Source organism: Microbacterium paludicola, assembly GCF_039529675.1.
Classification (GTDB): Bacteria; Actinomycetota; Actinomycetes; order Actinomycetales; family Microbacteriaceae; genus Microbacterium; species Microbacterium paludicola.
Genome location: NZ_BAAANG010000005.1, coordinates 182,804 through 195,540, shown reverse-complemented (window position 1 = coordinate 195,540; position 12,737 = coordinate 182,804). Strand labels below are relative to the sequence as shown.

At 69.8% G+C, this 12,737-nt stretch carries 9 protein-coding genes and 1 pseudogene; 7 read left to right on the top strand and 3 right to left on the bottom strand.

Translation table 11 applies throughout. The annotated features are described in order from the left end of the window. Positions 1-316: 316 nt before the first annotated feature. The gene (locus ABD161_RS06195) at positions 317-901 is read right to left on the bottom strand and encodes a flavin reductase family protein (RefSeq protein WP_344000688.1); all 585 of its coding nucleotides are present in this window, start codon (positions 899-901) and stop codon (positions 317-319) included. A gap of 89 nt (positions 902-990) precedes the next feature. Next, positions 991-1,635: a TetR/AcrR family transcriptional regulator gene (locus ABD161_RS06190; RefSeq protein ID WP_425560800.1), complete on the bottom strand. Its 645-nt coding sequence runs from the start codon at positions 1,633-1,635 to the stop codon at positions 991-993. 145 nt (positions 1,636-1,780) lie between these two features. Here ABD161_RS06190 and ABD161_RS06185 point away from each other — a divergent pair, with 145 nt between their 5' ends. From ABD161_RS06185 to ABD161_RS06160, 6 genes are all read left to right on the top strand, one after another. Then, positions 1,781-3,445 (top strand): ABC transporter substrate-binding protein, encoded by a 1,665-nt coding sequence (locus ABD161_RS06185; protein WP_344000684.1) that lies wholly within the window; start codon positions 1,781-1,783, stop codon positions 3,443-3,445. A 112-nt stretch (positions 3,446-3,557) separates the two neighbouring features. Next, positions 3,558-4,382: an ABC transporter ATP-binding protein gene (locus ABD161_RS06180; RefSeq protein ID WP_135114969.1), complete on the top strand. Its 825-nt coding sequence runs from the start codon at positions 3,558-3,560 to the stop codon at positions 4,380-4,382. Further along, a complete protein-coding gene (locus ABD161_RS06175) occupies positions 4,379-5,203 on the top strand; it encodes an ABC transporter ATP-binding protein (RefSeq protein WP_344000682.1) in 825 nt (274 codons plus the stop codon). Before ABD161_RS06180 ends, ABD161_RS06175 begins: the two co-directional genes overlap by 4 nt. Next, a complete protein-coding gene (locus ABD161_RS06170; protein ID WP_344000680.1) occupies positions 5,200-6,195 on the top strand; it encodes an ABC transporter permease in 996 nt (331 codons plus the stop codon). The genes ABD161_RS06175 and ABD161_RS06170 overlap by 4 nt, the downstream gene beginning before the upstream one ends. 1 nt (position 6,196) lies before the next feature. Then, on the top strand, positions 6,197-7,234 hold the full coding sequence (locus tag ABD161_RS06165) for an ABC transporter permease (protein ID WP_135114966.1): 1,038 nt from the start codon (positions 6,197-6,199) through the stop codon (positions 7,232-7,234). Further along, positions 7,231-9,525, top strand: coding sequence for an exo-beta-d-1,3/1,6-glucosidase (locus tag ABD161_RS06160; RefSeq protein ID WP_344000678.1), 2,295 nt, complete (start codon positions 7,231-7,233; stop codon positions 9,523-9,525). The genes ABD161_RS06165 and ABD161_RS06160 overlap by 4 nt, the downstream gene beginning before the upstream one ends. Before the next feature lie 659 nt (positions 9,526-10,184). Here ABD161_RS06160 and ABD161_RS06155 read toward each other — a convergent pair. Continuing rightward, positions 10,185-11,507 carry an O-acetylhomoserine aminocarboxypropyltransferase/cysteine synthase family protein gene (locus ABD161_RS06155; RefSeq protein WP_344000676.1) on the bottom strand — a complete coding sequence of 441 codons (1,323 nt, stop codon included), beginning with the start codon at positions 11,505-11,507 and terminating at the stop codon, positions 10,185-10,187. A gap of 199 nt (positions 11,508-11,706) precedes the next feature. Here ABD161_RS06155 and ABD161_RS06150 point away from each other — a divergent pair. Next, a pseudogene (locus tag ABD161_RS06150) lies at positions 11,707-12,663 on the top strand (pyridoxal-phosphate dependent enzyme); the annotation flags it as partial. Between the last annotated feature and the right edge of the window lie 74 nt (positions 12,664-12,737).

The window sequence follows — 12,737 nt, the reverse complement described above, 5'->3', positions numbered from 1 at the left end:
CACAGCCTGACCACGACACGAAGGATCACACGATCACCGATACACCACGTCCCAGGACTTGACCGCGACCTACCTGAAGCCGCCCGTCCGTGCGAGCCGTCATCTCGACTCGCAAGCTCGCTCGATAACCGGCCGAAGCCGCCCGCCCGTGCGAGCCGTCATCTCGACTCGCAAGCTCGCTCGATAACCGGGGTTGGGCTATGGGCCTGTGCCGCCCCCGGTTGCTGAGCGAGCGCCAGCGAGCCGAAGCGACCGGCCCGAGCCTGCGCGCGTGCGAGCCGCTTCTGAAAAGAACTGCCGCTTCTGAAAAGAACGATCAGATGCGGGTGTGCTCGCCGAGCGCGTGCCAGGTGCGGTTGTGGTAGACGAGCGGGGTGTCGCTGCCGGGCTCGCGGTTCGTCTGGCCCTGCAGGGCGTGCGCGGCGATCACGGTCGAGCCGCCGGCCTCGAGGCGGCTGACGATCGCGCAGCGGGCCCACGCGCGGACGCTGGGGAACACGGGCTCGCCGGTGGGAAGGCGCGTCCAGCGGGAGGTGTCGGCGAAGCGGTCGACGCCGCTCGTCGCGGCGAGCTTGGCGAGGTCGAGGTCGGCGGCGTCCAGCAGGTGCACGACGATCGTGTCGGCGGCGAGGATGGACGGCGTCGCCGACGACTGCGACGAGACCGAGAAGATCAGCATCGGCGGGTCGGCGCTCACCGAGGCGACGGAGGTCGCGGTCAGGGCGACCGGGCCCCCGGGCCCCTCGGCGGTGATCACCGCGACGCCGCCGGGGTGACCGCGGAACAGGGTCTTGAAGCCGTCGGCGTCGAGCGCGCCCGGTACGGAGATGAGGTCGCCCGCGGTGCGGCCGTGCGCCTCGTCGAGGTCGCCCGGAACCCGCTGTGCATTGGACTCGGTCATGCCTTCGACGTTACCTAGGGCCGAGAGCCCGAGGGTCGCTCGGCGTCTCGGGGCGCAACATTAGGGCTGTTGCTCAGGTTGCGGCCCGGTCAGCGCGCGGGATCGGGGGTCGCCACGAACGGCGGCTGCGGGGAGAGCACCGCGGCCACGATCGCCTCGATGGCGAACTCGGTCGCGGGCCCCAGCTCGACGGCGTCGGGCTGCAGCAGCCACTGCACCTGCAGCCCGTCCATGACCGCGAGGATGCTCGCCGAGGCGTGGGCGATCGTGTCGGGCTCGGTGACGCCGTGCTGCGCGCACACCTCCGCGAAGGCGTCCGCGATGCCCGAGCGCAGGTCGCGGTACCGCACCTGGAAGTACTCGCGCGCCGGATGATCGTCGGTCACGGATTCGCCCGAGAGCACGGCGAACGCCTGCACGATTCCGGCTCGGCGCACGTTCGCGAACGCGGTGCGGACAAGATGCCGGAACATCTCGAGGCCGCCGGGGATGTGCTGCTCCACGAGGTCGGCGACATCCGTCTGGTCGCGGTAGTCGAGCACCTCGAGCAGCAGCTGCGTCTTCGATCCGAAGTGGTGGAGCACACCGGCGTGCGTCATGTCGACCTGCTCGGCGATCTCCGCCAGGGTCCCGCTCGCGAAGCCCTTGGCGCCGAAGATCTCCATCGCGGCGTGCAGGATCTCCGCGCGCTTGCGCACCGTCTCGGGTCGAGACTTCGCCTGCTTCCTCGCCATGATCACGATTTCCTCTCGGTCGAGTTGGGCACCATCATCCTCTCTTTACAAGTTACTTACTCATCAGTAACTTCATGGGAGCGCTTCCGGAATGGCCCGGGAGCCATCCCTGCAATCACAGGAACGTCTCTTCGAAGGAGAAGCGATGAAGAAGAAGTCACTGGTCTTCGCGGTCGGCCTCGCCACCGCGCTCGCCCTCAGCGGATGCGCCGCAGGCGGCGCCGAGCCGAACGAGTCGGCCGCCGCGCCGGAGCCGGGTGCGGCGCTGACGATCGCCAAGCCCGATGGCGCCATCACCACCGAGTCGAACAACCCGTGGGTCGGTGACTCCTCGGCGAACAAGCTCGGCTACAAGAACGTCGTCTTCGAGCCCCTCGCGATCGTCAACCCCACGGGCGACAACGAGACCACCCCGTGGCTCGCCGAGAAGGTCGAGTGGAACGACGACTACACGCAGCTCACGATCACCCCGCGCGCCGGTGTGACCTGGAACGACGGCGAGGAGTTCACGGCCGACGACATCGTCTTCACGTTCGACCTCATCCGCAACACCCCCGCGTTCGACACCGGCAACATCCAGCTCACCGACATCACGAAGGACGGCGAGAACGTCGTCCTGACCTTCGGCGAGTCGAAGTTCGTCAAGCAGGCGCAGGTCCTCAACATCCAGATGGTGCCCGAGCACATCTGGTCGGAGGTCGAGGACCCGACCACGTTCACGAACGAGAACCCCGTCGGCACCGGCCCCTACGTGCTCGAGAGCTTCAGCTCGCAGTCCGTCACGATGACCGCGCGCGACGACTACTGGGGCGGCGAGCCGGCCGTGCCGACGCTCTACTACGTCTCCTACAACGACAACACCGCCCTCACCACGGCCCTCGCCAGCGGCGAGGCCGACTGGGCGCAGGCGTTCATCTCGGACATCGAGAACCAGTACCTCTCGAAGGACGAGAACAACATCTTCTGGCCCGCCAACGTGATGGCGCCCGACGTGCTGTTCCTGAACACGCAGGAGAAGCCGTTCGACGACGTCGCGTTCCGCAAGGCCGTCAACATGGTCATCGACCGCGAGGCGCACACCACGATCGCGCGCGAGAACGCCGGCCCGGAGCTGACAAGCGTCACGGGTCTGCCGACGCCGGTCGGCGAGCAGTACATCGCGCCCGAGTACCAGGGCGTCGAGTTCGAGATCGACGTCGAGGGCGCCAAGGGCATCCTCGAGGACGCCGGCTACACCTGGGAGGGCGACGCCCTCATCGACCCCGACGGCGAGCCCGTCGAGTTCACGCTCCAGGTGCCGCAGGGCTGGAACGACTACGTCACGGGCATCAGCCTGATCGCCGACCAGGTCACGTCCACGCTCGGCGCCGACGCCAAGGTCGACACCCCCGACGTCGACACCTGGACGCAGAACAAGCGCGCGGGAACGTTCGACGCGATCATGCACTGGACCGACTCGGGCACCACGCCGTACGACCTGTACTCCGACACCATGGACGGCCGCTGGCTGAAGGCGGGCGAGCTCGTCGACTACAACTTCGGCCGCTACGACAACCCCGAGGTCACGGAGCTGCTCAACACCTACGCGAACGCGTCGAGCGACGAGGAGCGCACGGCGGCGATCGAGCAGGTGCAGAAGGCGTTCGTCGAGGACGTCCCGGTCATCCCGGTCGGCACGCACCCGATCCTCGCCGAGTTCAACACCCGCAACTACGTCGGCTGGCCGAGCGACGAGGACCCGTACGCCCCGGGCGACCCGCTGCAGGTCGCGGCGGTGCAGGTGCTCATGAACCTCGAGCCCGCGGAGTGATCTCCCCGCGGGGGCCCGGCACCTGCCGGGCCCCCGCCTCCCCGACGTCCCCTGTGTCACCGGTGCCCGCGCGGCACCCTGCGCGCCTGCGCCCGTGATGAAAGCGATCCCGATGCCAGACCCCCTGCTCAGCGTGCGCGACTTCTCGGTCGTGTACGACGTCACCCCTCCCGTCGAGGCGGTGAAGAACGTGTCCCTCGAACTCCAGCGCGGCGAGATCCTCGGCCTCGCCGGCGAGAGCGGCTGCGGCAAGACCACGCTCGCCTACGGCGTGCAGCGTCTGCTGCGCGCGCCCGCCGTGATCACCGGAGGCAGCGTCGTCTTCCATGACGCGTCGGACGGCGACGTCGACATCAACGGCCTCAGCCCGGAGCAGATGCAGCGGTTCCGCTGGGACAAGGTCTCCATGGTCTTCCAGGGCGCGATGAACGCGCTCAACCCCGTGGCGACGATCGGATCCCAGCTCGACGACGTGTTCGTCGTCCACCGCCCCGGCATGTCGAAGCAGGCCCGCCGCCGCGAGTGCGAGGAGCTGCTGGAGATCGTCGCGGTCGGCCGCGAGCGGTACCGCTCGTACCCCCACGAGCTGTCGGGCGGCATGCGCCAGCGCGTGATGATCGCGATGGCCCTCGCCCTGCGACCGCAGCTGATGGTCATGGACGAGCCGACGACCGCGCTGGATGTGCTCGTGCAGCGCGAGATCCTGCGGCAGATCTCCGAGCTGCGCCACGAGTTCGGCTTCTCGGTCATCTTCATCACGCATGACCTTCCCCTGCTGCTCGAGATCAGCGACCGGATCGCGATCATGCGCGAGGGCGAGATCGTCGAGCTCGCCGCGTCGCGTGACATCTGGGAGCGCCCGCAGCACGACTACACCAAGAAGCTGCTGAGCTCCTTCCCCCGGCTCACCGGGGCGCGGGGGGTGCTGACGCGATGACCACCCTCGAGTTCCGCAATGTCACCAAGCGCTACTGCGTGCGGGGCGCAGAGCCGATCCTGGCGCTCGACGACGTCAGCTTCACTCTCCGGGAGCGCCAGACGATCGCGCTCGTCGGGCAGTCCGGATCCGGCAAGTCCACGATCGCGAAGATCCTCACCCAGCTCGAGCCCGCCACCGCCGGGGAGGTGCTGCTCGACGGGAAGTCGATCCCGCGCCGCGGGCGGGGCCTGCGCTCGTACCGCCAGAAGCTGCGCATGGTGTTCCAGGATCCGTTCGCCTCCCTGAACCCGTACCACTCCATCCGGTACCACCTCGAGCGGCCGCTGAGGCTCGACAACGTGGTGCCCAAGCGGGAGACCGAGGCCGAGGTGCGCCGCCTGCTCGAGCGTGTCCGCCTCGAGCCGGATGCCGTGATCGACCGGCGGCCGCACGAGCTGTCGGGAGGTCAACGGCAGCGCGTCGCCATCGCCCGCGCGCTCGCGTCGCGCCCCAGCCTGCTGGTGGCGGACGAGCCCGTCTCGATGCTCGATGTGTCGATCCGCGTCGGCGTGCTCAACCTGCTCGCCGAGCTGCAGCGCGACGAGGGCCTCGGCGTGCTCTACATCACCCACGACCTCGCGACGGCGCGGCACTTCTCGGACGAGATCATGGTGCTCCACCACGGCCGGGTGGTCGAGCGCGGCCCGGCCGACGACGTCATCCTGAACCCCCAGCACGAGTACACCCGCGAGCTGCGCGCCGCCTCGCCCGACCCGGAGAAGCACTTCGCGTCGGCGCCCGGCATCGTCGCCGCAGCCACGGACGGAGGCGCCGCATGAAGAACTCATCCAGGTTCATCCTGAACCGCGCCGTGTTCTACCTGTTCACGCTCTGGGCCGCGATCACGATCAACTTCCTCGTGCCGCGCATGATGAAGGGCGATCCCGTCACCGCGTATATGAACAAGTACCGCGGTCAGCTCTCGCCCGAGGCGGAGCACGCCATCCGCACCCTCTTCGGTCTCGACAAGGACACGTCGCTCTGGCAGCAGTACCTCGACTACTGGGGGCTGCTGCTGCGGGGCGACCTCGGGCGGTCGTTCTCGAACGGCCTCACGCCCGTCGGCGACGTCATCGCGGTGGCGCTGCCGTGGACCATCGGGCTCGTCGGCCTCGCGACCGTGCTGTCGTTCCTCGTCGGCACCGTGACCGGCGCGGTGGTCGGCTGGCGGCGCGGAAGCCGCGCCGACGTGATCGTGCCGATCACGACGTTCTTCTCGACCGTTCCCTACTTCTGGCTCGGCCTCATCGCGATCGCCGTGTTCTCGTCGACGCTCGGCTGGTTCCCCGCATCGCACGCGTACGACAAGGGATCGTCGCCCGAGTTCTCGCTCGACTTCATCGGGCAGGTCATCGCGCACGGCGCGCTGCCGCTCATCACGATCCTGGTCGCCTCGCTCGGCGGATGGATCCTCGGCATGCGCAACATGATGCTCACGGTGCTCGACGAGGACTACGTCACGGTCGCGCAGGCGAAGGGGATGCCGAACTCGCGCGTGCTGTGGCGCTACGCCGCCCGCAACGCGGTGCTGCCGCAGCTGTCGAGCTTCGCCCTGTCGATCGGCTTCATCGTCAGCGGCACGATCGTGATGGAGCTCGTGTTCTCGTACCCGGGCGTCGGCAAGATGCTGCTCGACGCGACCGCCGCGAAGGACTACCCGCTGATGCAGGGACTCTTCCTGATCATCACGCTCGCCGTGCTGTGCGCGAACATCCTGGCGGACATCGCGCACGCCATCCTCGATCCGCGCACTCGTCAGTCGGAGGCCTGAGATGACAAACACCGCCGCAGCAGAGATCCCCGCGGTCGGGATCGGCGCGCCCGAGACGGCCACCATCCGATCCGCCACGGGCGGGGAGTCGCCCGGACGCAAGACCGTCGCGGGGCAGATCGCCGCATCCTTCGCGATGTTCCGCAACCCGAAGTCGGTGGCGGGGCTCACGATCATCGGCGTGTTCGTGCTTGTCGCCCTGTTCGGCGACCTGATCGCCCCATACGGCCCGATGGACAAGGACTACCAGGCGCTGCGCCAGGGGCCGTCGCTGACGCACCTGCTCGGCACGACCCACATGGGCGAGGACATCTTCAGCCAGATCGTGTTCGGCACCCGCGGCGTGCTCGTCGTCGGGTTCCTCGCCGGCCTGATGGGAACCGCGATCGCGGTGATCGTCGGGGTCATCGCCGGATACACCCGCGGCTGGAAGAGCGAGTCGCTGTCGGCGCTCACGAACGTCTTCCTCGTGATCCCCGGCCTGCCGCTGATCATCATCGTGGCGTCGTCGTTCGAGGATCCGCCGCTGTGGATCATCGCGCTCACGCTGGCCGTGACCGGATGGGCCTGGGGCGCGCGGGTGCTGCGCGCGCAGACCATGTCGCTGCGCAACCGCGACTTCATCCAGGCCGCCCGCGCCAACGGCGAATCGATGCCGCGGCTCATCTTCGTGGAGATGCTGCCGAACCTGCTCGCGATCATCGCGTCCAGCTTCGTCGGCACCGTCACCGCCGCCGTGCTGGGCCTGACGACCCTCGCGTTCATCGGCGTCATCCCGATCTCGAACCTGAACTGGGGCACCATCCTGTTCTGGGCCCAGCAGAACGGCGCCTTCCCGACCTACTGGTGGTGGTACGTCCCCGCCGGACTCTGCATCGCCATCCTCGGCGTCGCCCTGTCGCTCGTGAACTTCGGGATCGACGAGTACGTCAACCCGCGCCTGCGCTCGGCGGGCGAGCGCGCGCGGGCGATGAAGAAGCGCGGCCTGAGCGCGACCTCCGCCGTGACCGCCGTCCGTCCCCAGGGAGACAACACGTGACCACCGACATCGACACCGCCCTCTACCTCGACAGGGCGGCGCCGGTCGACGCGCGTGTCGCCGATCTCCTCGCCCGCATGACGGTCGAGGAGAAGATCGGGCAGATGCTGCAGCTCGACGCCCGGGACGACATCGACGACCACATCCTGCGCCGGCAGGCGGGATCCATCCTGCACACGTCGCCCGAGCGGCTCGAGCGGGCCCACGCCCTGACGGCGCAGACCCGCCTGCGGATCCCGCTCGTCGTCGCGGAGGACTGCATCCACGGCCACTCGTTCTGCGAGGGCGCCACGATCTTCCCGACGCAGCTCGGCATGGCGGCGACCTGGGATGCCGCGCTTGTCGAGAGGGTCGCCCGCACCACCGCCGTGGAGGTCGCCCCCACCGGCGTTCACTGGACGTTCTCGCCGGTGCTGTGCATCACGCGCGACCTCCGCTGGGGCCGCGTGAACGAGACCTTCGGGGAGGATCCGCACCTCATCGGCGAGCTCGCCTCGGCGATGGTGCGCGGCTACCAGGGCGACGGGCTGACGGATCCGACCGCGATCCTGGCCTCGGCGAAGCACTTCGCCGGCTACTCCGAGACGCAGGGAGGGCGCGACGCCAGCGAGGCCGACATCTCCCGCCGCAAGATGCGCTCGTGGTTCCTGCCCCCGTTCGAGCGCGTCGCGCGGGAGGGGTGCCGGACGTTCATGCTCGGCTACCAGACCACCGACGGCATCCCGATCACGATCAACGAGTGGCTGCTCAGCGACGTCCTGCGCGGCGAGTGGGGCTACACCGGCACGCTCATCACCGACTGGGACAACGTCGGCCGCATGGTGTGGGAGCAGAAGGTGCAGCCCGACATCGCCCACGCGGCCGCCGCGGCGGTCAAGGCCGGCAACGACATGATCATGACCACGCCGACGTTCTTCGAGGGCGCCCTCGAGGCGATCGAGCGGGGGATGCTCGCCGAGAGCGATCTGGATGCGGCAGTCTCGCGCATCCTGACGCTCAAGTTCGAGCTCGGCCTGTTCGAGCAGCCGCGGCATCCCGACCTCGTGCGCATGGCGGAGGTGCTCGGCGCCCCGGACCACGCGGCGCTGAACCTCGAGATCGCCCGGCGCTCGCTCGTGCTGCTGCAGAACGACGGGCTGCTTCCGCTGGACGGCGGTCTCACGGCGGGCCCGGATGGCCGCGCGCTCGCCGCCGGACCGACCCGCCGGATCGCCGTGGTCGGGCCGCTCGCGGACGACGCGCAGACGCAGCTCGGCGACTGGGCGGGCAACTCGGGACAGGCCGGCTGGCTGCCCGACGGGCAGCCGCGCGAGATGATCACGACGGTGCTCGACGGGCTCCGCGCCCACGTGCCGTCCGGCTGGGAGGTCACCCACGCGGAGGGCGCCGAGATCCTGTCGCTCGTGCCCGACCCCGCCGGCGCCCACTTCCTCGACGGGCAGCCGCGCCCGTTCGTGGTCGAGCCGGCCGAGCCCGATGACGCCCTGATCGCGGACGCCGTCGCCCGTGCGTCGGAGGCCGACTACGTCGTCGCGGTCGTCGGCGACCGGATCGAGCTCGTCGGCGAGGCGCGCTCGACCGCGACGCTCGAACTCGTCGGGGCCCAGGTCGCGCTGCTGGATGCGCTCGCCGCCACGGGCAAGCCGCTCATCGTGATCCTGCTCGCGTCGAAGCCGCTCGTGCTGCCGCCGTCCGCGCTCGGCGCATCCGCCATCCTATGGGTCGCGAACCCCGGCATGGAGGGCGGCCGTGCGATCGCCGAGCTGCTGCTCGGCCTCATCGAGCCCACCGGCCGGCTTCCCCTGTCGTTCGCGCGGCACGTCGGTCAGCAGCCGACGTACTACAACCAGATCCGCGGCCAGCACGGCGACCGCTACGCCGACCTCACGCAGAGCCCCGCCTGGGCGTTCGGCGAGGGGCTCAGCTACACCACCGTCGAGTACGCCGACGCCCGGATCCTGACGCCCACGGTCACCGCCGGCGACACCGTGCGCGCCGAGGTCACCGTCCGCAACACCGGATCGCGCCCCGCGCTCGAGACCGTGCAGGTCTACGTCAGCGACGTGGTGACGTCGGTCAGCTGGGCCGACAAGGAGCTCAAGCACTTCGTGCAGGTGCCCCTCGCTCCCGGCGAGGAGCGCGTCGTCGAGCTCGAGCTGCCCGCATCGGCCTGCACGATCGTCGACGCCCAGGCCCGCCGCGTCGTCGAACCCGGGGAGTTCGAACTGCGGATCGGTCCCTCCTCGCGGGACGAGCAGCTGCTGCCGGTGAGGTTCGAGATCACCGGCTGAGACCCTCTCGCCTGGCCCCTGGCAGTTCACTCCTCTGGCGGCGGGGCGAGAGGAACGGGCCGCGCGCGGGTGCTTGTGGTGAACACCCGCGTGCGGTCTTTCTTTTCAGGAGCGGCTCGCACGCTCGCGCCGACGCTTCGCGCCGCCACTCGGCGAGCGAGGCAACGTCGCTTCGCTCCGCTGCGGCAGCGCTTCGCGCTGCGGGGTCGCTTCGCTCCACGCTCACTTCGTTCGCACAGGGGTACAGGTCCGTTGCCCAACCCCCGGTTATCGAGCGAGCTTGCGAGTCGAGATGACGGCTCGCACGGCTGGGCGGCTTCAGGTCGGTCGCTTCGGCTCGCAAGCTCGCTCAGCAACCGGTGGGGGGTAGAGGTGCGGCGTGTGCACCTTTGCGGGCCTCGGTCGGTGCGTTTGCCGCACGTTTGTGCTGGCCCCACCCCGGTTATCGAGCGAGCTTGCGAGTCGAGATGACGGCTCGCACGCACGGCTGGGCGGCTTAAGGTCGGTCGCTTCGGCTCGCTGGCGCTCGCTCAGCAACCGGTGGGTGGCACAGGTCCGTTACCCCGGTTATCGAGCGAGCGGAGCGAGTCGAGATGACGGCTCGCACGGGTCGGTCGCTTCGGCTCGCTGGCGCTCGCTCAGCAACCGGCGGCGCAGCGTCAGGCCGAGGCGACCGCGTCGAGCGCCTGGCGCAGGTCGGCGATCAGGTCATCCGCCGTCTCGATGCCGACCGACAGGCGGATCAGGCCGTCGTCGATCCCGAGCCGGTCGCGGTGCTCCTGCGTGAAGCCCACGTGCGTCGTCGTCGCCACGTGAAGGGCCATCGACCGTGTGTCGCCGATGTGGGTCATCCGGCTCACGATCCGCAGCGCGTCGTAGAACACCTCGGCTGCCGCCCGCCCGCCGGCGAGGCTGAACGCGAACACCGATCCGGGCTTGCCGCCGTAGATGCGGTCGGCGAGCTCGCGGTGCGGGCTGTCGGGCAGCCCGGCGTAGTCGACGCGGCCGACCTCGGGCTGCTCGGCGAGCCAGTGCGCGATCCGGTGCGCGTTGTCGCGATGACGGTCGACGCGCAGCGCGAGGGTCTCGATGCCCTGCTGCAGCAGGAACGAGTTCAGGGGCGAGAGCGCCGGCCCCAGGTCGTTGACGATCCCCGTGCGGAGGTACACCTCGAGAGCTCGCCGGCCGTGCTTCTCGAGGATCGACCGTCCGCCCGCCGGGGCATCCGTGATCCCCGGGTACGCGCGCGACGCGCCCTCCCAGTCGAAGTTGCCGCCGTCCACGATCACGCCGGACAGCCCGGCACCATGCCCGCTCAGCTGCTTGGTCGAGGAGTGGATGATGATGTGCGCGCCGTCCTCGAACGGCCGGGTCAGATACGGGGTGGCCACCGTGTTGTCGACGACGAGCGGCAGCCCGTGGCGCGCCGCGACGCGCGCGACGAAGGCGACGTCGACGATGTCGCACCGCGGGTTCGGGATGCTCTCGGTGAAGATCGCCTTCGTCTCGGGGCGGATCGCCGCATCCCACTCGGCCTCGTCGGTCCAGTCCCACACGTAGTCGACGCCGACGCCGAGGCGGGGGAGGGTGCGCTCGAAGATCGCCTGTGTCCCGCCGTAGACGGTCGCGGTCGACACGATGTGTTCGCCGGCCCCGGCGAGCCCCAGCAGGGTCGTCGTGATCGCGGCCTGGCCCGAGCCGACGAGGATCGCGCCGGTCCCGCCTTCGAGCGACGCGATGCGCTGCTCGGCGACGATGTGCGTCGGGTTCTGATTGCGCGAGTAGATCTGTCCGGGATCCTCGCCCGTGAATCGATCCCATCCCTGCTGCAGCGAGTCGAACCGGTAGCCGGCGGTCAGGTAGATCGGCGTGATCCGCGCGCGGTAGCCGTGCGCGTCGGTGTCTCCCACGTGCACCGAGCGGGTTTCGAAGCCGAGGCCGTCCCACTCGTACAGCGGCGGCCGGATCTCGTGTGCGCTCACGCGCCAAACGTACTGCGTCACCGGGGTGATTGGCGGATCGCGTGACCCCGCGTTACCGTTGTCGCGTGCACACCTGTCGCTGTTGTCGCTGAGCCCTCCGCACTCGCCGGAGCGGTGTTCGCTCCCTCCGAGCGCCCCACGACCACGACAGCCTCGCGGCGATGTCCATCCCGCCGCGACCAGACCTGAGGACCCTCTCTTGCGTTACGCACACTCCGTCGCCGGCCTCGTCGGCGGCACCCCGGTCGTCCGCCTGAACCGCGTCACCGAGGGCATCGCCGCCACGGTGCTGGCCAAGGTCGAGTACTTCAATCCCGGCGGGTCGTCGAAGGACCGGATCGCGGCGAGCATCATCGACGCAGCCGAGCGCGAGGGGAAGCTCCGCCCCGGCGGCGTGATCGTCGAGCCGACGAGCGGCAACACCGGCGTGGGGCTTGCCCTCGTCGCGCAGGAGCGGGGCTACCGCACGGTGTTCGTGGTGCCCGACAAGGTGTCGGAGGACAAGCGCAACGTCCTGCGCGCGTACGGCGCCGAGGTCGTCGTGACCCCGACGAACGTCGAGCCCGCCGATCCCCGGTCGTACTACTCCGTCTCCGATCGCCTCGTGCGCGAGATCCCGGGCGCCTACAAGCCCGACCAGTACTCGAACCAGAACGCGCCCCGCAGCCACTTCGGCTCGACCGGCCCCGAGATCTGGGCCGACACCGACCGCCGCGTGACGCACTTCGTCGCGGGGGTCGGCACGGGCGGCACCATCACGGGCACCGGCCGCTTCCTGAAGCAGGCGTCCGAGGGGCGCGTGCGGATCGTCGGGGCCGACCCTGTCGGATCCATCTACTCGGCGGATGACCCGTCGGGCGTCCACGGCTACCTGGTCGAGGGCGTCGGCGAGGACTTCTGGCCCGGCGCCTACGACCCGACGGTCGTCGACGAGATCCACCGCGTCTCCGACGCCGAGTCGTTCGCGATGACGCGCAGGCTCGCGCGGGAGGAGGGCCTGCTTGTCGGCGGATCGAGCGGCATGGCGGTCGTCGCCGCGCTGCGCGCCGCGCGCGACCTCCCCGCCGACGCCGTGGTGGTCGTGCTGCTTCCCGACCACGGCCGCGGCTACCTCGGCAAGGTGTTCGACGACGACTGGATGCGCGCGAACGGCTTCGAGGTCGACGGCCCCGAGCCGCTCGTTCCCGCCTCGCTCCACGCGGAGCTCGCGGATGCATCCGCCAAGACCCA

What these genes read in the sequence shown, in the direction of transcription:
- ABD161_RS06165 (WP_135114966.1), top strand. Translation starts at nt 6,197, where the DNA reads ATGACAAACACCGCCGCAGCAGAGATCCCCGCGGTCGGGATCGGCGCG.
- ABD161_RS06185 (WP_344000684.1), top strand. Translation starts at nt 1,781, where the DNA reads ATGAAGAAGAAGTCACTGGTCTTCGCGGTCGGCCTCGCCACCGCGCTC.
- ABD161_RS06180 (WP_135114969.1), top strand. Translation starts at nt 3,558, where the DNA reads ATGCCAGACCCCCTGCTCAGCGTGCGCGACTTCTCGGTCGTGTACGAC.
- ABD161_RS06190 (WP_425560800.1), bottom strand. Translation starts at nt 1,635, where the DNA reads ATGGCGAGGAAGCAGGCGAAGTCTCGACCCGAGACGGTGCGCAAGCGC.
- ABD161_RS06175 (WP_344000682.1), top strand. Translation starts at nt 4,379, where the DNA reads ATGACCACCCTCGAGTTCCGCAATGTCACCAAGCGCTACTGCGTGCGG.
- ABD161_RS06170 (WP_344000680.1), top strand. Translation starts at nt 5,200, where the DNA reads ATGAAGAACTCATCCAGGTTCATCCTGAACCGCGCCGTGTTCTACCTG.
- ABD161_RS06195 (WP_344000688.1), bottom strand. Translation starts at nt 901, where the DNA reads ATGACCGAGTCCAATGCACAGCGGGTTCCGGGCGACCTCGACGAGGCG.